This is a genomic window from Acidobacteriota bacterium (assembly GCA_035529075.1).
In the GTDB taxonomy this organism is placed as follows: Bacteria; Zixibacteria; MSB-5A5; order GN15; family FEB-12; genus DATKXK01.
This window is the reverse complement of the sequence record DATKXK010000014.1, coordinates 1-23,757: the sequence shown is the minus strand read 5'-3', so window position 1 is coordinate 23,757 and position 23,757 is coordinate 1. Positions and strand designations below refer to the sequence as shown.

Sequence of the window (23,757 nt, the reverse complement as noted above, 5' to 3'; positions counted from 1 at the left end):
TTCGGGGTCCTATAGTCCGACAAGTTCCCGCAGCCGCGCAACTTCCTTCTCGGTCAGGTGGCGCCACTGGCCGGGGCGAAGGTTCTTCAAGGTTATGCCCGCGAAATCCACGCGGGTGAGTTCCTCGACCGCGTGTCCGACCTTGCGGCAGAGCTGCTTGACCTCCCGTTTCCTGCCCTCCGTCAGCACCAGCCGGATCCGCGTCAGTTTCCCGACGTACCCGAGAATACTGACCTGTTGCGCCCTGCCGATGTAGCCGTCCTCCAGCGGCAGGCCGTCGCACAGCCGCCCGGCGTCCTCGGTCTTGAATTGCCCCTGGACCCGGGCCTCGTACGTTTTCTTCACCTCGTACTTTGGGTGCGTCAGACGGAAAGCAAGCTCACCGTCGTTGGTCAAAAGGAGCACTCCCTGGACATCGTAATCGAGCCGCCCGACCGGGTAGACACGGTGCCGGAGGCCCTCCAGGCAATGCTTTACGGTCCGTCGTTTGAATGGATCGAACAACGTCGTCATCACCATCTTCGGTTTGTTCAGCGCCACGTAGACAGCCTGCGTGGCCAGAGTGACGACCGTGCCGTCAATCTTCACGACGTCCGTGGTTTCATCAACGATAACGCCGGGTTTCTGCACCGTCGCACCGTTCAGCGTCACGCGCCGGCCCGTTATCAGGGCTTCCGCGCCCCGGCGGGACGTAACGCCGCACATGGAGATGTACTTGTTGATACGAATCACGGCGCACTACCCCGATCGATGCGCCTGCCAGCGGATGATGTCGTGCTCAGGAAACGTTCTCAGGCCTGCCGGCCGCTGGCAGATCGGCATTGACGCTTGACTCCTCACCGGATTCTTCAGCGCTTTCCCGGACAGCTTCAGTCTCAGTCGAAGATTTCAGGACCAGTCGAGGGAGCGGTGTTCCGGCTGGGGATACGGAGTCCGGATCCCGGGAGGCTTCCAGCAGGCACTGACGTCGTTGAGGGTCGAAAGTGCCGTCGACTATGTTCAGCTTCTGCTCCCGCCCGTCAACGGGCGAAGCGTGCAGGAATTGCAGTTCGGTTTGCGACTGGTTCTGCTGAGCCGCAATCATTTCTTCTATTTCCGACATCTTCGGCAAGTCTTCCAGGCAGTTCAGGCCGAAGAATTTGAGGAACTCGTCGGTGGTCTGATATTGCAGCGGCCGGCCGACGGATTTGGCCCGCCCGGCCATGGTGACCAGGCCCTTTTCCAGCAGATTCTGAATGACACCGTCCGAGGCCACGCCCCGAATGTGCTCCACCTCCGAACGCGTCACCGGCTGGCGATAGGCAACGATAGCCGCCGTCTCCAGGGCCGCCCGGGTAAGCCGAAGTTTGCGCCGCCTCGTAAACAACTCTTCGACAAAGCCGACGTACTCGGGAAGGATATAGTGCTGGTAGCCTCCCGCGATTTCCCGGATACGAAAAGCTGATCCGGTCTGGGCGTACCGGCTGTTCAGTTTCGCCACCGCCGCGGCCACGCGAGAGGGGGTCGCACTTGCCAGTACCTGGTTGATCCTGCCGACCGGCAGCGGTTCCGGTGAGGCCAGTATCAAGGCTTCAATAGTCGAGTCGATGTGTGCATTTTCCATCATTGCATAGCCGCCTGCTCACTTGGTGTTGATACCTCTACCAGATCTATCCCCTGGAGGGGAGCGTCGAACGCCACTCCGCGATACACTCGCAATTCGGCGAACGGCACCGATTGAAATACGCGTATCCGCCGGGTGCGGGTCAATTCCAGTACGGCAATAAGCGTCACGACGGCAACCAACCTCCCGGGATTGTCCGCAAACAGCTCCGGGAACGTTGCCTGCTCCCGGCTTCCGAGCAGGTCCAGTACCGCCCGGATGCGATCCTCGATGGTGATGTCATCCAGATTGACCCGGTGCGCCGATTCCGAGCGACGGGCCGAAAGAACGTCCGTAAAGGCCACCAGAAGTTCATACAGCGTGGTGGCCGAGCTGACGTCGCGCTTGGTCTCGATCCTGTCCACCGGCAAAGCGGGCACGTACACCCGTTCCTCTTCAAGCGCTTTTTCCCGCAGTTCCTCGCCGGCCTCCTTATACTTGCGGTACTCAACCAGCGCCATGATAAGTTCCTCGCGCGGATCCTGTTCGTTGGCCTCGGCCTCGTCGCGAGGAAGCAGCAGCCGCGTCTTTATCCGAATCAGCGTCGCCGCCACGAGGATGAATTCGCCGACCAGCTCCAGGTTGAGGGTCTTCATCATCTCGATGTAGCGCAGGTACTGTTTCGTGATGCGGGCGATCGGAATATCGTAGATATCGACCTCTTCCCTTTTGATCAGGTACAGCAACAGGTCCAGCGGCCCGTTGAATACGTCGAGATCGACACGATAGTTGTCCGTCTGGTTGTCGATAATGTGGTCCGTCATTAAATCTATTCCCGATAATCCGTGTTCATCGCCGAGCGAACCTTCGCCAGCACCGTGCGCGCCCGGGCCTGCGCACGATCACGCCCGTCGGCCAGGACATCCCACACGAAGTCCGGTTTGGCGGCCAGTTCGGCGCGCCGGTCCCGGATGGGACGCAGCGCCTCGTTCAGGCTGTCAGCCAGCCGTTTCTTACAGTCCACGCAGCCAAGCTCGCCGGTCCGGCACTCAGGCGCAATCTCGTCAGCGGCCTTCGGCGTGTACACCCGGTGCAGCATGTACACCGGACACCCGTCCGGATTCCCCGGGTCCCCCTTCCGAATCTTGTTTGGATCGGTAAAGAACGTCCTGATCTTCCCGGCCGTCTGTTCCTCGGTAAAGTCGATCGGAATGTGGTTGTTCAGCGATTTGGACATCTTGCGATTGTCAGAGCCCAGTATCAGCGGGACCTCGGTAAAGAGGGCCGCCGGTTCCACCAGCGTCTCGCCGTACAGCGCGTTGAACCGCTTCGCCAGGTCATTGGCCAACCAAATGTGTTTTTCCTGGTCTTTGCCGACCGGCACTTTGTGCGCATTGTAGGCGCAGATATCCGCCGCCTGAAGAACCGGATAGCCGAGGAACCCGTATGAGTCCAGCTCGTCCTTCTTTTCCTGGTAGGTGGGCAACCGCACCAGCGCGGGAACAGAGATCAACATGGAGAAAATCAGGTGCAACTCGGCATGTTCCTTGACCTCGGACTGAATGAAGATGGCGCACTTGAGCGGATCGAGACCGGCCGCAAGGTAATCCACGGCCATCTGAAAGATCAGTTCCTTCAGACAGGACGGATCCTTGTACTCGGCGGTCAGAGAGTGCCAGTCGGCGATACAGCAGTACATCTCGTACCGATCCTGGAGCCTGACCCAGTTGCGAAGGGCTCCCTCCAGATTGCCGATGTGGACCGAACCGGTCGGCTGCATGCCCGAAAGAATTGTCTCTCGCTTAACCTGTTTGTTCATAAGCAGTTCCAGCGCCTTGAGGTTCGATATTATCCAAAAGCCGGCCACAAATCAACAAAAAAGCGTGGCCGTTTCCGCTTTTTTGCGTCGGTTCCGGTACCGTAAACGGGAGTATATGACGAACGCCGTTGCCCGTTGCCGTCATGATTGTACGATTCATCACGCATAGACATTGGCATGTTCAGACAAGGGGAGGCGATACGGACGGGGCGGTACCGAAGCGTCTCAGTCCATGAACAGGAACTGGCGCCATCGGTGGTTGGCGGCGCCGATGTACCGTTGAATAAACGTAATATTAGTCGGACGGCGGGGTTTCTTCAGCAGTTTCATGCGTGCTTCCGGCAACGTCCTATCACCCTTCTTATTGTTGCAGCGAACGCAGGCACAGACCATGTTTTCCCATATATCCCTGCCGCTGCGGGTCTTGGGGATGATATGGTCGACCGTCATGGCACCCTTGCTGGCGCCGCAATACTGGCAGCGGTGACCGTCGCGCGTGATGACGTTCTTCCGCGTCAGCATGATGTGTTTGTACGGCACGCGTCGATACTGCCAGAGGCGCACGATTGAAGGGAGAGCATAACTGCGCGAAACCGTGCGGATCTTCAGACCGTCGGCCGTCTCGATCATTTCCGCCTTGCCCTGAAACAGGAGAACGAATGCCCGCTTTGCCGAGCACACGGTCAGCGGCTCGTAATTCTGATTGAGCAACAGGACATTTCTGTTAATGAAAGAGCCGTTCACGCCAGCCACCGATCTGCAAATCTACCAATACCTGGCCGCCCCCGGCTGCCGCTCCGGCTGTCGGACACGAGCCCGACTCTGACGAGGACTCCCCCCAAGCACTAACCAAGGGCGCCCAAAAAATATCAGATGTCCCGTTAAATTAGGCCATTTTGCCGATCTGTCAACAGGATTCTGGTAAATCCGCACCGCACCGGCGCTAACCGGCCAACCGGCCTGAAGTAACGGCCCCGGCCGTCAGCAGGACAGCATAAAAAAAGCCGCCTTTTTGGGGCGGCTTTTCTATGTAAAAAAGCGAACCGGCCCTTGCCGGCCCGCCACCCACCTTACGCGAGGTCCTTGTCCGTTATACCGTACCGCTTCATTTTATCGAACAACGTGGTATAGTCGATCTTAAGGACCTTGGCGCACTTGCGTTTGTTGCCCCGCACTTCCTTGAGAACGCGAATGATGGTTCCCCGCTCGGCCTGTGCCTGGGCATGCGACCCTATCTCCTTGAGCCCCGCGCCCTCCCGAAGCTGAATTTCGTCGGTGCGACGAATACGAATGGCCAGATGTTCCGGCGAGATCTTCTTGCCTTCGGCAAGAATAACCGCCCGCTCGATCGTGTTCTCCAGCTCGCGGACGTTGCCCGGCCAGTGATACTTCTCCAGAAGGTTCAGGGCGTCACGCGTGAGCGACCGCGGCGGTTTCTTCATCTCGCGGCAGTATTTCTCGATGAAGTACTCGGCCAGGGCCGGGACGTCATCGAGGCGCTCTCTCAGGGCGGGAATGTGCAGCGGAAACACCGACAGACGGTAGTACAGGTCCTCCCGGAATTTCTTCTGCCGGATCAGTTCCTTGAGATCCATGTTGGTTGCCGCGATGACGCGCACGTCGACGTCGACCGTTTTCGTGCCGCCGAGGCGTTCGAAATTCTTCTGTTGGAGGATACGCAGCAGTTTGGCCTGCAGCGCGATATCCATGTCCCCGATTTCGTCAAGAAAGGCCGTGCCGGTGTTGGCAATCTCGAACTTGCCCATCTTGCGGGCATGCGCCCCCGTAAATGCCCCCTTCTCCGAACCGAACAGCTCATTCTCGAGCAACTCCCGGGGAATGGCCGCACAGTTTATGGCGATGTACGGTCCGTCCTTGCGGTTGGACAGGGAGTGAATCGCCCGCCCAAACAGCTCCTTGCCGGTCCCTGATTCCCCGTCGAGAAGCACCGAAGCATCGGAGACGGCCACTTTCTTCACCAGCTCGCACAACTCGACCAGCTTGTGGTTCTTGCCAATGATGTTGGCAAACCCCTGGTCGGCGAAAAGCTCCTGCCTCAGCAGTGTGTTCTCGGCCACCAGCCGCCGGTTCTCGAGGGCACGGCCGATCAGCACGCAAAGGTGTTCGGTGTCGAACGGCTTCGTAATGAAATCATACGCCCCCTTCTTCATGGCCGTCACGGCGTCCTCGATCGTGCCGTACGCCGTCATGAGGATGACCGACGTCTCCTCGTCGATCTCCTTGACGCCGGAGAGCACGTCCAGTCCGTCGATATCAGGCATCCTCAGATCCGTCAGCACCAGATCGTAGGACTTGTTCCGCACCAGGTCGAGGGCCTTCTTCCCGTGCTCGGCCGTATCGACGCGGTATCCCTCCTCCACCAGAGTCTGGCAGAGCATATTGCGCATGGAATCTTTGTCTTCGACGACCAGTATGCTGGGCACTTTTGCTCCCTGAAGATGGACGTTGCCTTCGGGCCTCACCTTGTGAGGATTCACCTTTTCTATCGGCAGGCAGCGCCGGCATTACAGGAAGGCGGCTGTGCAATTATCGGACAATAAGGTGCGGAACAGGAAGTTAGGTGAGTCAGCGACCCACCGGCATCCGTCCCGCCGCGCGCCCGCACACGTTGGCAGTAAGGAAGTAACTTGCCGACGGGTGCACGACGGCGTTGAACTGGTCGTAGTGAAACGTCAGCCGATAGTATCCGCTGCCGAGGCTCCGTACCAGCAGAGGCAGAACCACCCGTGAGCGGTCGTCGACGAGGTTGACGGCCGCCGTGCAACTGTCCTCGGTGACGTGGAAACTGATCGACGGACTCAGGTGGGCGAACGGATCCGGTCGGGCGACATAAACGGAATCAATCTGCTCGGAACGAATGAGGGTGAACAGCGTATCGGCCGCGACCAGTTGCGGATCGGTCCAGGCAATCTCGTAGTGCCCGCCGGACTCGGGCGTCGGCTGATTGTAAAGTCGAGCCTGCCTCCCGCCGCAGCCCGTCACCGTAGCCACCAGAACGATCAGAACTGCCGTTCTCATTTGCGATACCTGATCCTGCCCAAGTGGAGATAATCACCCACCTGCAGCTTTATCGTGTAGCGCCCGGAAGGGACCCGGGCGTCGGGTTGCCAGCGAAACGAGTGGAACCCTCGGTGCATGAGTGAATCCGCAATCGGGCTGTCCACGAAGCGGCCAACCGTATTCTCAATAGAGAGCGTGACCAGGGCCGAATCCTTCAGTAGCTCAAACCCGATGACACCTGAATCCGGATAGTGGTCGGTCACCAGCCGGCTCGACCGCTCCCAGTCCTTGTAGATCACGCGGAGAAGGCCGCCCTGCACCCCCGCGCAGTCGTGGGCGACGTACCGGTAGCTCCCGGTATCGACAAACCGGCCGGAGTCATCCATTTTGTCCCAGTAGACATTGAAATATCCCGGCGGCATGAGCGTGCTGAAAAGGTGTCTGACGGTATCGTTCCGGGCGCCGACGATTGTTACCGTCACGCGGCACCGCGCCTCGCGTTCCAGTTTCAGCCACACCCGAACATTTTCAGCGTCGACCGTATCGTACGGCCTGGTGGTCAGCTGACCCCAGCTCTGTGCGCACAGCGATGGCGCGAACAGGATCAGAACTGTCGTGATTGACAACACGACTACTGTCGATGACGGACCGCGCATATTTCAACAATTGTACAATCAGGCCGCCGTTTCAAGTTAAGAAATCCGGATCTTTTGCCGGCGACGGGATACGACCCGGCCTTACTGCCGTCCCCCGCCTGCGGAAGACTCACGGTTTGCAGTTGCGGCACGGCGAAAGACCGATCGCCAATCCCTCTTCGCGGGTGGCAAATACACGGTAGGTTCCGGGCGCGAGTTCCTGCACCGACCGGCAGCCCGGACGGTGCAGACGGAACGAACCCTGTCTGGCGATATACCGGTCTTCGGGAGCGTAGTCGATTCCCCACAGACCCGACCTCTCTTCCATCGCCCGGCGCTGTGCCTCGAGAAGCTGCCGTATCGCGGGACTGTCGAGCCGACTGTCCCCGAAAAGATACAGGTACCCGAGCCCTCTTTCCAGGATCACCCGGTTTACGAACAGCGTGTCCACGTAGAGGTAACCGAGCAACCGTCCGTAGCGGTCCCGCCGTTGCTCGGCGAACCGGATTACAGCCGTCTCTCCCACGGCCAGGGAATCCAGAAGTCGCGTGGCCTCGTCAAACAACGGGTCACCCTTCTCCGGCGTATCGATGGCCAGCAACCGGAGCCGGTCACCTCCGCGCAGTTCCACGGTATCACCGTCGAGCACTCTGGCCACCACGAACCTGTCCGACGGTCTGCGTTCCCGGCCGATCTCCTCGACCAGCCGGAAGGCTACAATCAGCAGGGCCAGCACGAGCACTACCGATATCGTCAGCAGCCGTTTGCGTTTGCTTGTGCGTTTAGACGACATTGCCCCCGAGTCTGACTTCGGACCACCCGGCGGCCGTGCGCTCCACCTCGACCAGGCACTCGACCTTGTCCCGGATGTCCTCGATATGGGTAATCAGCAACATTTGCGGAAACCGTGCTTTGAGATTTGCCAGGCTGTCGAAAATCAATTCGCGGCGCACCTCGTCCTGAGATCCGAACACCTCGTCCAGGATGACAAACGAACGTTCCAGCCCGGCTGACTCCGTCAGCGCCAGGGATATCGACAGGCGCAGGCACAGGTTGGCCAGATCCTTCTCACCGCCGGAGAAACGAGCCACGCCGTAATACTGCGTCGAATCCAGGATCCTGAGATTATACAGCCTGTCCAACTCCACCATGCTGTACCGTCCGGCCGTCATCTCCGAGAACAACTGACCGGACAGCTCGGCCAGGCGCGGCCTGATCCGCGCGATCACGTGGGTGCGAAAGTCGCCCAGCAGTTTCTGAAGCTTCTCGCCATAGAACTGATCCGACCGGTATGTTTCCAGTTCCTTCGCCGACCGCTCCAGTGCCGAGAGTTGATCGTCAAGCAACGCCAGCTCTCGTGTTGACAGTTCAAGCTCCTTGGTGAGGTTGACCAGCGATTCCCGTTCTTTGTCAAACGCCTGCTGAGCCCTTGCCAGGTCATCGGCGGACTGTTGGAAAACTGCCTCATCGTAGCCCAGACCCTCGAATTCTTCCGCCAGTCGTTTCATGGTGGCTTGCATCGAGGCGAGCTTCTCCCGCACTTGCTCAAGTTCACGCCGGGCCGGTTCGAGTCGTTGCAGGCTGCCAGTCAATTCATGGCATCGCCGGCGGGTGCGTTCGAGTTGATCCACTTTCGCGGAGACTCTCTCCAGCTCAACCGGATCGGAGGGAACCTCCCCCATCTCCTGCAACTGTGCCGATACCCGTCCCTGCCGCGCCTGCAGCGCTGCTATGCGTTGTCTCAGGTCGTGCTCGTCTTTCCGGGCGGCATCCAGTTGCGTTTGCAGCCGGATCTTCCGCCTGGCCTGCCGCTCGAGTTCGGAAAGGCGCTGTTTAAGTTTTTCGCCCCGCGACTGCTGGGCGGCCATCCGCTCGTCGAACGTCTCGAGCGCCGCCGCAAGACGGTCCTGTTCAGTCTCGAGGTGCTCTCGTATAGCCGGCAGGTCGTCGCCGAACGGCCGGTGACATCGATCGCAGACCGTCTCGGGACCGATCTGATTGATCGAGACAATCTGGTCCTTTACGCGGGACAGCTCGCGCCGGGTTGTCTCCGTCTCCCCTTTGACCGTGGCCCACGCCGAGCGCGCCTGCTCGAGCTCCGTCCCCGATGAAGCCAGGAGTTGCTCCACCTGGTCCGGAATATCAGCCAGCTCGCCGACCAGTTGAGCGCAAGCGCGGCCGGCCTGTTCCTGCTTGCTGTGCAGTTCCCCGCTCTCCTTCGTGAGCGCCTCGTCCTGTTCCTGCAAGTCGGCCCGGTGAGCGGCGCGAGTCTTCAGTTGCCTGAGCCTGTCAAGTTCGCCGCGGGCCGGTTCCAACTCGGTCAGCAAAGCCTGGAGTCCTTGCAGTTCGTCGGCTGCCTCGTTAAGTTGCGCGATCTCGGTTTCGAGCCTGTCGACCTGCCCGGCCAGGTGACCGGCTGTTTCCTTCTGGGCCGAAAGCCGGGTCGAGAGCTGGGAGCACGCCGACTTTTTTGATTCGTGCTCCCGGTAAATCGTCGCACGTTCAAGCAGCTCTTTCTGGGCCCCCGCCCGTGCTCCCGCCTGCGTATCGCGTTGTTTTTCAACAAGGTTTACGTGCTCCCGAAGCTCCTGCCGTCTGAGTTCGACACTCTCTCTCTGCGAGAGCTGCCGCTGTACGACGCCGGCTTTCTCGCCGCTGATCCGGATATCCGCCTTGACCCTGTCAATGGCGCTATCCAGCCGTTCGATGCCCAGCATCCCGGCCAGATGTTCACGCCGCTTGTGCGGCGCCAGATCCGACAGCGCATTGAGCTCCGCTTGTCGTGCCAGGAACGACGTCAGAAACCCTTTCAGATCCAGCCCCAGCAACGTCTCGACCCGCGCCGTTGTCTCGGTGCTCCCGACTGCTTCGGTCTTCGTGCCGCAGTACATTTGCGCCTCTGGCCGCTCAGTTTTTCCCACCAGGCGACGGATCACCCGGTAATGCTCCCCGTTGACTTCGAACTGAAGGTCAGCCTGACAGGTGTCTGAGGACGCAACATACGACGACTTGATCTCATCTTTGGTCGAGCGAGCCGCCTGATGACCGTACAAAGCCCACGCAATCGCCTCCACGATCGAGGATTTCCCTGCCCCGTTGGGCCCGATAATACCGATGACACAGTCCGGGAAATCCAGGCGGGCGCGCCGGATCACGCGAAAATTGGCAATATCCAGTGAGACGAGCCGCATCAACACATAAACCGATCATCCCCCGGGCCTGTCAAGTCGATTCTGGCTCCGGCCCGGCCGAGAGGCACTTTGCGGAAAAAATTTCCTTTTTTCTCTTGACAAGCCCGACGAAATCAGTACCTTGCTTTCGAGCGTGTGTAGAAGTTGTAGCCGAATCCGAGAGCCAAATTGCGATTCGCTATAACGCCAAGTACTTCTTTTGCAAGCTTCGAAATTGTTAACGAGACCTATCCGGTTTTAACCTGAAACCGTCAAGGATGTGGTCCGTTTTGTATTTCCGCGCTGTTTGCGGGAAAACTTTTCGGGCGCAGCCTTCGGGATCGGGTTGACAACTGAGAAGCTAAGTTCCTTAAAACCTTTCCCTTATTACTAACCGTAACCAAAGTCACTGAGTTCAGGCCTGAATGGGTTTGAGCTTGGTGGGGAACTTAGGAGGTTTACGAACTCTCGTCCTGAATCAATAGAGCTACGAAGCGTATGTTAACACAACGCCATGGAGTATCAAACTCCAACTCCTAGAATGAGGAACAACAAGTGGATTCGTTAGCTGAGGCAGTAAACTCACCTTTCCCTAGACAGCTTGGTGAGGATGTGTCGAAATGCCACATGCCTGCCGATATAATTGGCAGGTCCGGCAATCGACCGGCTTTGGCGAACGGGTTTATTGCTTTCCTTTTTTATGGAGGAAGTAACTAAATGTTAAAACGACTAACAATGACGGTATTCGTCCTTGGGCTTTTACTCGTCTTGTCTAGCGCTGCCTTTGCAGGCGGAGTTGGTCCCGAGCGGAAGGCTATTGTTGACAACACTGTCAACCTGAGCACCGGCGACAAGGAGCTCACTTCCCCGGCCCTTACGCCACCGGATGTGATCCATAAGGATCTGGCTGACCTTAAGCAGATGCCAACTCCGGTGAAGACCCCGCCGCAGGGAACCGCGCCCGACACCACGACCTGCGACTTCATCAGCTACTGGGACCCGGCCACGGCGTTCGACTTTAGCTGGGATGTGAATGACGGATCGGCGATTGCCATGCGCTTTGACATCCCGAACGAGTACTACGCCGAGGTCTACGGTTCCATGATGTGGATCTGGGACATCATCGACGGCGACGGCTTAGGTGTTCCCGATGTCGTGATCAGCGTGTACGACGATGCCGGCGGTATCCCGGGCAACCTGTTGTACCAGGAGTCCTGGAACACCGGCGCCATCACGTACGGAGTCAACCACGGGTACTACTACTTCCCGTTCGCGACTCCCGTGCAGATCACCGGCTCGAACTACCACATCGCGTGGTCGTGCTCTGGTGGAGACCCCACTGATGAGGTACTCTACGACTCGGATGACGGTGGCTACGTCGCGATGGGCGGTACGGCAACCGGCACGGGCAGAGGCTCGATCTACGACCCGGTGGACTTGGTGTGGTATTCCAACATAGCGAATTGGGGCGGCGCTGTTGACCCCAACTACGACATCTATGCCGACTACTGCATCTTCTACTCGGACTGCTTCTGGGCCGATGGCCTGGCTGGCGGTACCGGGTACGTGGGTCTCTGGATTAACCCGGATCCTGACTGGGCGAGCGGCCGTTTGCTCAACGGTTTTGCGGCGCGGTTCGTCTCCGAAGGTCCGGACACGGTCAAGACGGTCAGAGTCCAGCACCTGATCCCGGCCTGGTTCTTTGGCGACCTTGTAGGCTATGATGCCACGAGCACCAATACCTTCGAGGTCTCCATCTGGCCGGATGACGGCATGGGTAACATCGACATGGTAGCCGGCCCGCTGGCAACGGAAACGTATCCGGGCGGACTGGCCAACCTCTTCCCTGTTACCGGCAACATCGATATCGGCATCCCGTGGGAGAACCTCTATGTCGACTTCACATCCCACAACCTTGTGGTGATCGGCCCGTGGCATGCCAGTATCAAGATGACCAGCGACGATCAGTCGACCGGCTTCGTGCTGCTTGGTCTGAACTCAATCGCCAGCAACCCAGGCATGACCGGCGCATCCGTGAACTTCATGGACGTCCCGGGCGTGCTCCAGTGGGAGCGCACCGGGCTGAGCGTCGGCTGGCTGGACGAAGGTGGCGGTGAAGAGCAAGGAGCACTGGTCCGTGTCGAACTGTGTAGGGACGAATTCTACATTTGCGAGAATCAGGCCCTTAATATGACAGGAGCCCAGTACTTTTGGGCATTTGGCGAGACCGGCTGGGCCCAGAGAGTCAAGGGCGCACCGATCAATCGCGTTGAGAAAGTCGGCTTCTACTATTACGACATAGCCGGCGACGGTTTGGCCCAAGCCGTGGTCAACATTCACGCTGACGGCGGCGCGGCCGGACCCGGCGCTCTTATCGCGAGCTATCCGGTGCCGAGCCCTGTGTTCTACTCTGGGTGGACGGAAGTGGTAATCCCCGGGGGCATTCAGGTCCTCGGTGACTTCTATGTCGCTATTATGTATGACTTTTCAGCCGGCGGTAACGCATCGTGCATAACCGAAGACCGGACTGGCATACGGGTCAACGGCGGCGCGTGGTACCAATACGGAGGTACGTGGTACTCCATTTTCGAAGAGGATGGATACTACGACAACCTGATAGCAGAAGTCTACTTCTGCTCTGTCCCCGTCACCGAGTTCGTCTGTGTGCCCGGTGACGATTGGTCCACGGTTGCTCACGACTTCGCCCGTACCGGCCACTCCATGGACGCTATTGGCGACGCCTGGTGCGACCTGAACCTTAACTGGCAGTGGGAGCACCCGACCTTGGGTGTCATCACTTCCGGTCCGATCATCTGGGACGACTATGTAGTGCAGGCCTTCTCGTCCGCCGTGTCGGGTGGGTACTACATCTTCGACCTGGTTTCGGGCGCTCTTCTTGATCAGATTGACGTCAGTGCGTTCCCGAATGCCATCGGCGGCAACATCCGCTGCATCCCGACCATTGTCGATGTCTATATCGACGATGGCGGCACGCCGGTGCAGAAGCCGGTCCTGTTCGTGGCCGGCGGTACGGCTGCGGCCGTGTCGGCCTATGACATGACCACTGTCGGCGGTCCGATTGTGCAGGTGTGGGAGGCCACGCCGGCGAACACCGGCGGCGGTTTCGAGCTGATGAACTCCATCCGGTACGGTAACTTTATCGTTCTGGATGACGGTAGCCAGGAAGTGTTCTACTTCTCTGACGACGCAGGCTGGATCTACGCGGCGAACGCCGCCGACGGCCTGCCGTACGCGGGGTGGGCCGGCAATGGTTACAAGGTTCAGATGATCGGTAACACGCTGCGTTCCGGTGCCACCGACGGCAACAACCTCTACTTCTCTCTCTTCACAACCGGTGTCGAGGGTGACGTAGTGGCTCTGTACGCCTTCTCTGGTGATCTGGTCTGGAGCCTTGCGGCCGGCGACGGTCTGCAGGCAGACGACCTGTACGGTGTGGAGGAATACATCCCCGGCACCGAGACGTTCAACTCCGGCGTTTCGTACTATGATGGCGAACTGTACTGCAGTTCCAACTCGACGAGCGCCAACGTGAACAACGCCTACGAAGGTTGTTTCTATCGCCTGGCTTCCCTCGACGGTAGTGTCCTGAGCACGGACTTCTCGCAGCGCACCCTGACGACACATCCGATCGTCGATGCGGCTCGAGTATTCCTGCTCACCACCTATACGTGGGGAGCCGATTTCGGCGTGCTCGGCGGTTCGGTACTGGCTTACAGCCGGTTTACCGGCCAGCTTGACTACGCCACCACACCTCCGACGATAGCCGGAGCGGCGTGGGAGAACTGGATCCGGTTCGAAGGCGTCATGAGCTGCGAGCCGGACGGCCGTCCGGACATCCTCATGGGATTCTCCGGCGGCACCTCGGGTGACCTCGGTTACCTGTCCTTCTTCGACGCTGAAACCGGCGAAGAGCTGTTCAACCGTCGTATTGACCACGGTGCCGCCAACAACCAGGGCGCCTCGGGTGCCATGGGTGTTGACTCCTATGGTGAAGTTCACGTGGTCTTTGCCGACGCATGGGGCACTCTGTACGACCTGACAAAGGGTGCGGATCGTCCGCGTCTTGAGATTCTCAAGTGGACGGACGCTGTCGCCGTGCCGTTTGGCTCGCCGTACGACACCCTCATCACGTTTGAGGAAGTGTACACCAACAGCGGGTGCACGGAAGATCTCATCGTGACGCTGGTGGCCGATGAAGCCGCTAACACCACCACTCCTGGTGGCGCTCCCGGCTTCAGCACCGTCCGTGAGGGCTTTGCCGCCCTGACCGAAGGGATGGCCGACCAGATGACTCTGGGCAGCTCGCCCTTCAAGAAGCCGGCCTACCGCAGCGTACCGGCGATCGACTTCGAAACCTGGGTCGATCCTCGCGCTGACGCTGGACGCAGCACTGTCAACAGCGCTGCTCTCGGTGTGCCGATCTTCTTGATCGAATCGTCACCTGGTGACGTCTTCGAACCGGCAGGCGGTGGCTTCGTCACGGCTCCCGGTGATCTGGCCGACATTACGGTGCACGTCAACGGTCCGGAAGTGTCTCGCGGCCCGCATCCCTTCTTTGTCGAGTTCGCGGCGCACAACGATCCGGACTACTTCTTTAACGACAACACCCGTATGCCGCAGGTCACGCTTACGCTGGTCGGTGGCTGCTTGATGGATACCACCAGGCTGTACTTCGGCGTTGGTGCTGCCAACGAGCAGATCGTCGTCAACAGCGCCCGTATGGGTACCGGTGACTGGGGCGTGAACCTTTCAATTGACGGCTACGTTGCCGGCAACTACCAGGGCTTTTACGCCTACGGCGTGAGCCAGCGTCGTCTTGCGCTCAACTCGCAGGATTGGTGGACCGGCGGCGGTGAAGTCAACGGTTGGTGGTCCATACAGCCGGATCCGAACATTATCGACGAGTCGTGCAAACCGGCTCTGGTCCCCGACCAGCTGCTCGGCGAGATCTGGGACGCCGCGACGTCAGCCTATGTCGAGGTCCGCGGTGACGTCATCTACAAGGGCTACGTCGACTCCGTCCAGAACTTCGACGACGGTGCCGGTGGTTGGGATTGGGATCTCCTCAAAGAGGCCCCGTTTGACAACGACTCAACCATGGGTCTGCAGGCCGTCACCAAGACGTTCGGCGCAGTCGATATGCTCGTTCCCGAGTACGCTCTGCTTAACAACGTCCATGTAGAGATCATCCAGTTCCATGAGCGCAACGGCAACGCTGTGCCCGGTTGGAAGTTTGGCGGGTTCTTCGACCACGACTTCTACTCCGACTGGAACCCGGATGGCTTTGACACCACGTTCATCGATCGTGATGTCTCGGCTGCCTGGGTAACAGACGGTGCGAACCCGGCAGGCGCCCAGATGGGCTTCATCAAGCTGCCGTTCGGCCCCGGCTTCGAGCCGATAAAGAACGTCACGCCGTTGGAGCGCCAGCAGTGCGTTACCTCGGCGGATCGCATTTACTTCGACTCGCTGTTCTTCTACTGGAGTCAGCCTCCGGGTCAGACGTACGGTCACGACATGGACGGTGCGGACGATCAGGATGCGGCCTACTGCTACATTGAGCATGACTTCGAGGAGAACGGAACCCTCAAGTTCGCCATCGCTACCTTCACCGTTGACGGAATCGCTAATACTGCGGTCGCCGACGAGAAGGTTGCGGATCTGGCCATACTGGTGAACAAGTGGGTCGGCTTCGGTCGCGGCGACGTAAATGATGACGGCAAGGTCTGCCTGTCCGACATCATTTGCCTGGCCGAGTATGTCAACTTAATTGGCCCGGGTCCGTATCCGTTCAAGCACCTGGGTGACGTTGACGGCGACGGCGACATCGACGCCGCGGATGTTCAGTACATGGTTGATTACTACTTCAACTATGGTCCTGGTCCAATTGGCGACTGGACAATCGACGGTCTGAGCTAAACTGTCGACAACGACTGTTTAGACATACATGTTGAGAAGCGAGGGTCTGGGACCCTCGCTTCTTTTTTGTGTTCCCTGAACGCCCGGCGCGGTATAATACGGCATGGCCGACTCCGAGCACTCACCGGACATCAACTTCCTCGGACCGCTGCTGCACGATCTGTTCGTCATCGACGCCGTGTATCGTCACGGCCGCCGGATCGTCGTAACCATGAGCTACCGCTACGAGCGGCAGCGGACCAACAAGCTTTTCAGGGAACGGCTTCGCCTGTCCGGGTACAGTTTCACGCTGCATGAATCCGACGAGCACCTGACGCTGACGATTGATCCCCGGCGCCGGTTTCGGATCCCCGTGGTCAACCTCGTGCTCTTTGTCCTGACCCTGTTCTCGGTCTACTTCGTCCCCGTCTTCTTCAAGAGCCAGGCCGGCGCGGCCACCTGGTCGGAAGTCATGGACCGGACTCTTGGCGCCCTCGGCCGCGGCGCCGGGCTTGAATTCACCCTGGCCATGATCTCCATCCTGTTCGTTCACGAGATGGGTCACTTCGCGGCCAGTCGGCGGCGCGGGATCGTTACGTCGTGGCCCTACTTCATCCCGGCGCCGAACATCATCGGAACCTTCGGGGCTATCATTAAATCAAAGTCCCCGTTCTGGAACCGCCGGGACCTGATCGAGGTTGGCGCGGCCGGGCCCATTGCCGGGTGGGTGGTGGCTATAGCCTGGCTGATCTACGGCCTGTCACGGAGCGTTATCCTGCCCTCCGAACTCGTGCCGATCGACCAACTGGCCTTCTCTCTGGAGGGGGAATCTCTCCTGATGCGCTTTCTCGTGCCCATATTCGTCGGCAGTGCCCCCCCGGGCTCGTTTTACGTCTTCACGGAAGCTGCCTTCGCCGGGTGGGTGGGACTGCTGGTGACGGCCATGAACCTGCTGCCGGTGGGCCAGTTTGACGGCGGCCATATCGTCTACGGACTGACCATGAGAAGGCAGAAGGTGCTGGGGTGGATTGCGATGATCGGCCTGTTGGCCATGGGCTTTGGCTCTCCGGTCTGGTGGGTCTTTGCCGCCTTCGGATTTATCTTCGGCGTGGCTCACCCGCCGACAATGGATGACCGCCGTGCCACCAGCCCGACGGCACGGGCCATGGGTATCGCGGCTATGGTGATTCTGCTGATTTCCTTTACGCCCGTGCCGTTTCGGTAGGCGGCACACTCTCCGACGAGCTCGCCCCGGCCTCCCGGCCGTATAGTTCCTGGAAATTGACTCCGCCGCTCTGGATAAGGTTCAGAAAGACATTTACGAGTTCGGGGTCAAACTGGGTTCCGCGATTATCGATCAGTTCCCGGACGGCCACGTCCAGGGGCGCCCCGGAACGGTAAGGGCGGTCGGACATGATGGCGTCGAAGGTGTCAACGACGGCCAGCAGCCGGCCCTCGATGGGAATTTCCTCGCCTTTGAGTCCCTTGGGATACCCGTTGCCATCGTACCGCTCGTGGTGGGCGATAATGTACGGAATCGACGGTTTGAAGAGCCGAATCCCGCGAATAATGCGAAGGCCGAGCGAGGGATGGCGGATCATCCGCCGGCGCTCTTCGTCGTCCAGCCTGCTGGGTTTGTTCAGGATGCAGTCGGGGACGCCGATTTTGCCGATGTCATGGAGAGTGCAGCCCATGATGAGATCGCTGATGCGTGACTCATCCCATCCCAGTCGGTGGGCGACCAGTGCAGCCAGTTTTATGACGCGGTCGGTATGACCGGCCGTGTAGGCGTCGCGAGCTTCAATGGCGTTTGCCAGCGCCCGGATAGCCTGCAGGTATGACGTTTGGAGGTCCTGGTAAAGATGGGCGTTGGTTATGGCCGAGGCGGCGGAGTTGGCCAGTATTGTCAACACGTCCAGCTGACCCGGCGTCACGCTCTCGAACCGCGTCATGACAAGCAGGTTGATAACGCCGTGACAGCGGGAACCCAGGATGATTGGTTTGGATATAAAGATCCTGGTCACCTGCTCGCCGTCAACCGTCACCCGTTCACTGTTTATGATAGGCTTAACGCTCTTGGTCAACGTGAACGGTTCCAGTGTAGACTCGTCGAGCAGCCCCTGTATATCCGCGCCGTCGTCGGTTTCATGGATTTTTCGGGAAACTTTTCCGGTGGCCGGATCGACCGCGAGGATCGTCGCGGCGGTCGCGGAAAGCTCAGTGATGCATGACCTTAGAACCATCCGCAGGTATTCGTCGATGTCGCCGTTCGGCGCCGCGGTATTGGCCACCTTGAGAAACTCGACCTGGCCGCGCAGCCGCAGGTTGTCCCTGACCACCTTCTGATGTGCCAGGCCGCGCCGTACGGTCGCCCGGAGCAGCTCAAGTTTGAACGGCTTCACGAGGAAATCGTAGGCCCCCCGTTTGAGCACGGAGATGGCGGTCTGTACCGTCGGGTGGGCGGTGATCAGGATAACAATCGCGTCGTCGTGGTATTTGAGCGTGGTCTCCAGCACCTCGACACCGGAAGACCTCCCCATCACCAGGTCCGTCAGCACAAGATCGACCGGATGAGACCTGATATGCTCCAGCGCCCGGTGCGGGTCGCAGAAGGAAACGATCTCATCCTCACCGTTGGACAGCAACTCGACAATGATGTTGCAGATGTACTGCTCGTCATCGACGACGACAATTCGCGATTTCTCGGGTCCGACCATGGTTGTCCTCTCTGCATCGACGTGTCTGGTTTACTATCGGAAGAAGCGAGGAAATGAGCACGGCCGTCCAATGATCTGTTGAAATTTTGCGCTCGGAGAACGACTATGAATCAGGAGAGAACCGGTCCGCCCGGTAAGACGAACGGACGAGTGGTCCCGACTGGACGTTCGGTATCCCGGCGTCCCGGGCCAGGCGACCCAGAAGCTCGAACTCCTCGGGAGGAACGTACCGGACGACCGGGAGGTGGTCCGAAGATGGAGACAGGTATTGTCCGATGGTCAGAATGGTGACTGAGTGTTCGGCCAGGTCGACGAAGGCACTGGTCAACTCATCGCGTGTTTCCCCAAGGCCCACCATCAGTCCTGATTTTGTTACCGCCCCGAACTCGCGCCTGGCCCGCTGCAGCAGTTGCAACGAGCGACGGTAATCCGCCGCCGGCCTGACTTCAGGATACAAACGCTCGACGGTCTCAACGTTGTGGTTGAAAACATCCGGACGCGCGCTCATAACGATGTCCAGCCCCCGGGGTACTCCTTTGAAGTCCGGGGTGAGAACCTCTACCGTGCATTGCGGCAGCCGCCGCCGAAGTTCCTCGATGCACCCGGCAAACTGTCCTGCCCCGCCGTCCGGAAGATCGTCCCGGGTCACCGAGGTCACGACGACGTGGCGCAGGCCGAGGCGCCGGGCCGCCAGGGCCACCCGGGCCGGTTCGGTTGCATCCGGCTTAACCGGCGTGCCGCCGGGGACATCACAGAATCGGCAGTTGCGGGTGCAGATCGGACCGAGAATCAGGAACGTGGCCGTGCCGCGACCGAAACATTCGCCACGGTTCGGGCAGTTGGCCGCCTGGCAGACGGTGTTCAGGCCATACTCCTTCAACAGGGCGCTGACCTGACCGAACCGCGGTCCTCCGATCGCGCGCACCTTCAGCCAATCCGGCTTACGCCCTCTCGGCGGGCCGTCTTCGGTCGCTCTGTTGAACTGCTGTCCCACTGCTGCTCTTGCCTTCTGAACCTCAGATTGCTCGGCTTTGCTGTCAAGTATACCTGAAATCGCTCGATAATCAAGAGTAAGAGCCTGATTCGCAACCGGAGGAGCGCCATTGACTGTACTTCGACTGCCCGCTGCCCTCGGGCTTGCCCTGATCGTTTCGGTATCGTCCCCGATGGCCGAGGGGAAACGAACGGCCCGGCTGGAGAGAATCGGCGATGCCGCACCGGGAGAACTGCTGGAGGCGCCGACGCTTGCCGCCGCCGACACGTGCATTCTGGTCGGACACAGCGACATCGTCTGGCGCATCGACGCCTGGGTGACCGGACAGGAACTGTACAAGTCGCTCCTTGACCCTGCCTCCGGCTGCACCGACCCGTACCCCTTCATGGTCACCGCGGTGAACATGTCAATGATGTTCGACGCCGCCACTCCCCTGCGGGTTTCGGTCGACATCGAGGACGTCGACTACACCACCGTTCCCGGTTGTCCGATCCCCGGGGTGCTGCTGGCCATATCAGCCGATTACATGCTGGAGGTCCCGGCCGGAGGAGGTTACTTCGACATCTGGATTCCGCTGGATACGCCGATTATCGTTGACGGCCCGTTTTTCGCCGGCTTCTACATCGCCAATCCCATCGACCCGGCCGTAAACGCGGCCGTGGTAACCGATTCCCTGCCCATCGAGTGCACCACCTTTAACATCTGGGATGAGTCGATAGGCTGGATCGACCTCGTCGACAATGCTTATTACAACTTCCCCGGCCGCCTGGTGCTGGAAGCGTCCGGGATACCCGGCGGCACGGGCGGCACGGCCACCGCTCCACAGACTGCGGTGCTTTCACCCCGGGCGGGAGACGTGCTGTACGCCGACGTCGACCTGTGGTGTTTCGATACGTCAGGTTCCGATGCCGTTGACTACGCCTCGTTCGAATACTCCACCGGGGGGTCGTTCGTGGAAATCACCCGGGACTACGACGGTTACCGGCCGCTTCGCGACGGCCTGTCCGACCAGGCAAGCGGCTCCGGATTCAGCTACAAGTGGGATTTCTCGTCGCTGACCGAAGGAACGTACACGCTGCGTACCACCATCTATGATACGCTCGGGCGGAGCTCGTCGGTGCTAACCACCGTCTACCTGGAACCGACACCGCCTATCCCCGTAATCACCACACCGGACAACGGCGAGGACATCTGCCCGCCGCTGAGCGTCATCATGACCTGCGCCGACGACAACCTGTCCACCGTCGAGATGTACCGTTCCGAAGGCCGGACGGAATACTCGGCCGGGCTTACGCCCATGAGCCAGTTGATCGTCGGCGATGCCAACGGCAATCCTCTGGACGGCAACCTGGCCGTCAACGGCGAGTACGGCACGTATTACAGCGGTCCCGTCGCGGCCACGGTGGCGCTGCAGGCCTGGGCCGACCGCGGCGTGACCAGCCTGGTGAGTGGTTCCGAGACGATGGAGATGGTCGCCGAACAGTTGGCTGTCCTTTTCAGCACCCGGGCGAACACGGGAACGTATGACGAGGACCTTTACACGGGACTGGCGGCATATTCTGCCTCTCACGGCGACAACCTTGAACTGGATTTCCTCCGAAGCCCGGATTACCACTCGCTGCGAACCTGGGAGGAGGAGGAAGAACGCATCGTCATCCTCGGGCTGTCCGGCCAACCGGCGCTTTACCTTACGGTCGACGGTTTTCGCGGGCCGACCGAACCGGACAGCACCCACGTAGTCTCGGTTGCCAACCCGCTGACGGGGACGATCCAGCACCTGAGCTGGCGTGACGACACGGACTATCCTGAGATCGCCGTGAACGGCACCTGGCAACGAGTGGACGTCATGATCTCACTACTGGCCGGGTCGTGGACGGTCGAGCGCACGCTGGTCGGTATCGATTTCACCGGCGCCGACGGCTGGTCGCTCGTCCTGCAGCAGTCCGGGACGAACGAGGACAGCCTGTATTTTGTCCGCGCCGTGGGCAGAGATGCAACCAGCTACCGCGGAGCTTCAACTGTGCTCGTTCGCGCGAATTGCACGCAGGTGTACGTCAACGGCGACTACAACGATGACAGAGTCACCGATATCGTTGACTTGATTATCCTGGTTGATTTCATAGCACGAGGCGGACCTCCCCCCACAGGCGGAGCCGCCCGGGCCGACGCCAACTGTGACCACTACATCAACATCACGGACGTCGTCTACTATATCAACTTCCTCATGGAACGCGCGTCTCCGCCCTGCTACTGAGCAAAGCACGTGAAAAAGAGCCGCCCCGACGGGCGGCTCTTTCGTTCACTTGCGCGCGGCCGATGCCTTCACGGCCCGTCGCGCTATATCCGGTGACACACCGCAAATGTCGATCAGGCTGTCCACTGCCTCGTCCAGGTGGCCCAGCCACTCCCGTTCAGGGTACGTGGCCCGCAACTCGTCGGTCAGCTCGTCCGCAATCGCTGCGATGTACAGAGCATATTTCTGACGCTTACCGACCTTGAGAAACGGGATAACGTAACGCTTCGCCAGGTAACCGATCAGCGTCAGGCCGACCGTGCCCAGCAATCCGATCAAGGACATCGGGTTACCGATGAACGCTTCCAACACAACCCCCTTTGTTTACCATCGTTAGTGTTCGCCTTACCAGACAAGCTGCCAGCTGGTCGTGGCAGGCACGGTGAATCGCCGCCGCAGAATCGTCCCGTCCTGCCGGCTGATGGAGATCTCGTACCGCGTGTCCTCGCCGATCAGGGAATCGGAGGGGATGACATCCAGATAGAAATACCCGGCCGAGTCCGTCTGCGTGGAAACAGAGAACGGCGAGACCAGCAGGTTTCCCGATCGTGCTACGCCGCGCGGCAGAGACGCCGACACGGCGGCATAGTTTTCAGGTTGCCCCTGAACGTTGCTTACAAACCCGTACACCCGGCACAAATCCGGCGACGCAGGCGTCCCGGGATCGAAGCTGTACCCGTAAATCGTGTCCACGCCGTTCCCGGCAACGACCACCGTATCGTAGCCGGCAAAGCCGTAACCAGTCGCGGCGGCCACCACGAGGAAGCTGTCACTGTCGAGATTGAAGTCGACGCAACCGTCGTTGCCGGTGATCCCTGTGGCAACCAGGGCCGTCTGATCGAGGTTTCGTATTGCCAGCCGGACATGCGGAATCACCTGCTGAAGTGCCGAGTCGTAGGTTTGAAACCCAAAGGCGTACAAACCGGAACCGGAGCCGGCGGTGGATACTTCGGCATCCAGATATCCGCCAAACGTCCCGGCGGTCGTGTGGTTGGCCTGCGGCGTGTTCCATACCCACCGGGCGATTGAACTCGAGTCGGTCCCGCCGGAACCGCCCTGAAGGTTGTTGACCAGCCAGGTCCCGATATCGGAGCTGTCCACGTGGGCGGTGTCCCGATTGCGCCAGATCTCCCGGGCTATTTCCTCCACGGCGCCGGCCGCTACCTCCGATGCCCCGATGGCATCGCCGGAGATCACTCCCGACGTGATGGCGCCGGCTGTAAACGCCGCCGCAGTGATGGCACCCGAGGCCAGCTTTGGGCCGGTGATGGCACCGGTGGCTATCTTCTCGGCGGTTACCGCACCGGCACCGATCTCTGCAGCGTCAAGCGTCCCCGTCACGTCGTCAAGGTTGATGCCGATATTGTCGGTGGCAGTAAGCGATGAAACCCAATCGTCCTGATTCTGAAGCGTGTCCAGTGCCGCCAGGAGCGAGTCGATTATCAGGTGCAGGCTGTCAAGCGCCCTGCCGGAGCGCTCCGCCGCCAGCCCGGCTGAATCCAGCCCGCTCTCGAAGTTCGAGTTGATGATCTGGAAGTACCCGTGGACCGGCGTGATGAGGTCTGCACCCGTGTTGTCGTCGACAACCAATATGTAGGTGAACACCC

Annotated in this window: 17 protein-coding genes; 3 read left to right on the top strand and 14 right to left on the bottom strand. The window is 59.8% G+C overall.

The genetic code is table 11. The annotated features are described in order from the left end of the window. Positions 1-9 precede the first annotated feature (9 nt). The 10 genes from VMY05_07675 to VMY05_07630 form a co-directional block, all read right to left on the bottom strand. The gene (locus VMY05_07675; protein HUV30948.1) at positions 10-732 is read right to left on the bottom strand and encodes a pseudouridine synthase; all 723 of its coding nucleotides are present in this window, start codon (positions 730-732) and stop codon (positions 10-12) included. Between the two features lie 46 nt (positions 733-778). Then, positions 779-1,606, bottom strand: a complete 828-nt coding sequence (gene scpB, locus VMY05_07670; protein ID HUV30947.1) for an SMC-Scp complex subunit ScpB — start codon at positions 1,604-1,606, stop codon at positions 779-781. Then, on the bottom strand, positions 1,603-2,406 hold the full coding sequence (locus VMY05_07665) for a segregation/condensation protein A (protein HUV30946.1): 804 nt from the start codon (positions 2,404-2,406) through the stop codon (positions 1,603-1,605). The genes scpB and VMY05_07665 overlap by 4 nt, the downstream gene beginning before the upstream one ends. 5 nt (positions 2,407-2,411) lie before the next feature. After that, positions 2,412-3,401, bottom strand: coding sequence for a tryptophan--tRNA ligase (gene trpS / locus VMY05_07660; protein ID HUV30945.1), 990 nt, complete (start codon positions 3,399-3,401; stop codon positions 2,412-2,414). Positions 3,402-3,626: 225 nt separating this feature from the next. Beyond that, positions 3,627-4,145 carry an HNH endonuclease gene (locus tag VMY05_07655; protein HUV30944.1) on the bottom strand — a complete coding sequence of 173 codons (519 nt, stop codon included), beginning with the start codon at positions 4,143-4,145 and terminating at the stop codon, positions 3,627-3,629. 326 nt (positions 4,146-4,471) lie between these two features. Then, positions 4,472-5,845, bottom strand: a complete 1,374-nt coding sequence (locus tag VMY05_07650; protein HUV30943.1) for a sigma-54 dependent transcriptional regulator — start codon at positions 5,843-5,845, stop codon at positions 4,472-4,474. Between the two features lie 142 nt (positions 5,846-5,987). Beyond that, positions 5,988-6,440 carry a hypothetical protein gene (locus tag VMY05_07645; protein ID HUV30942.1) on the bottom strand — a complete coding sequence of 151 codons (453 nt, stop codon included), beginning with the start codon at positions 6,438-6,440 and terminating at the stop codon, positions 5,988-5,990. Then, entirely contained in the window at positions 6,437-7,048 is a 612-nt protein-coding gene (locus tag VMY05_07640; GenBank protein HUV30941.1) for a hypothetical protein, read from the bottom strand. Before VMY05_07640 ends, VMY05_07645 begins: the two co-directional genes overlap by 4 nt. Positions 7,049-7,187: 139 nt before the next feature. Next, positions 7,188-7,850 carry a thermonuclease family protein gene (locus VMY05_07635; protein ID HUV30940.1) on the bottom strand — a complete coding sequence of 221 codons (663 nt, stop codon included), beginning with the start codon at positions 7,848-7,850 and terminating at the stop codon, positions 7,188-7,190. Continuing rightward, on the bottom strand, positions 7,840-10,248 hold the full coding sequence (locus VMY05_07630) for an SMC family ATPase (protein ID HUV30939.1): 2,409 nt from the start codon (positions 10,246-10,248) through the stop codon (positions 7,840-7,842). The genes VMY05_07635 and VMY05_07630 overlap by 11 nt, the downstream gene beginning before the upstream one ends. Positions 10,249-10,995: 747 nt before the next feature. Here VMY05_07630 and VMY05_07625 point away from each other — a divergent pair. Both VMY05_07625 and VMY05_07620 read left to right on the top strand, forming a co-directional pair. Further along, positions 10,996-16,167, top strand: coding sequence for a dockerin type I domain-containing protein (locus VMY05_07625; protein ID HUV30938.1), 5,172 nt, complete (start codon positions 10,996-10,998; stop codon positions 16,165-16,167). Between the two features lie 103 nt (positions 16,168-16,270). Next, positions 16,271-17,371, top strand: a complete 1,101-nt coding sequence (locus VMY05_07620) for a site-2 protease family protein (GenBank protein HUV30937.1) — start codon at positions 16,271-16,273, stop codon at positions 17,369-17,371. Here the strand turns inward: VMY05_07620 and VMY05_07615 are convergent. Together VMY05_07615 and lipA are read right to left on the bottom strand one after the other, a co-directional pair. After that, positions 17,349-18,863 carry an HD domain-containing phosphohydrolase gene (locus VMY05_07615; GenBank protein ID HUV30936.1) on the bottom strand — a complete coding sequence of 505 codons (1,515 nt, stop codon included), beginning with the start codon at positions 18,861-18,863 and terminating at the stop codon, positions 17,349-17,351. The genes VMY05_07620 and VMY05_07615 overlap by 23 nt on opposite strands. A 103-nt stretch (positions 18,864-18,966) precedes the next feature. Then, the gene (lipA, locus tag VMY05_07610) at positions 18,967-19,857 is read right to left on the bottom strand and encodes a lipoyl synthase (GenBank protein HUV30935.1); all 891 of its coding nucleotides are present in this window, start codon (positions 19,855-19,857) and stop codon (positions 18,967-18,969) included. Positions 19,858-19,966: 109 nt separating this feature from the next. Between lipA and VMY05_07605 the strand changes: the two genes are divergently transcribed. Continuing rightward, positions 19,967-22,111, top strand: a complete 2,145-nt coding sequence (locus tag VMY05_07605) for a hypothetical protein (GenBank protein ID HUV30934.1) — start codon at positions 19,967-19,969, stop codon at positions 22,109-22,111. A gap of 45 nt (positions 22,112-22,156) precedes the next feature. Here the strand turns inward: VMY05_07605 and VMY05_07600 are convergent, their stop codons facing one another. Beyond that, a complete protein-coding gene (locus VMY05_07600) occupies positions 22,157-22,459 on the bottom strand; it encodes a hypothetical protein (protein HUV30933.1) in 303 nt (100 codons plus the stop codon). A gap of 36 nt (positions 22,460-22,495) precedes the next feature. Then, positions 22,496-23,757: hypothetical protein (locus VMY05_07595; protein HUV30932.1), on the bottom strand; the 1,262-nt coding region annotated here is incomplete at its 5' end.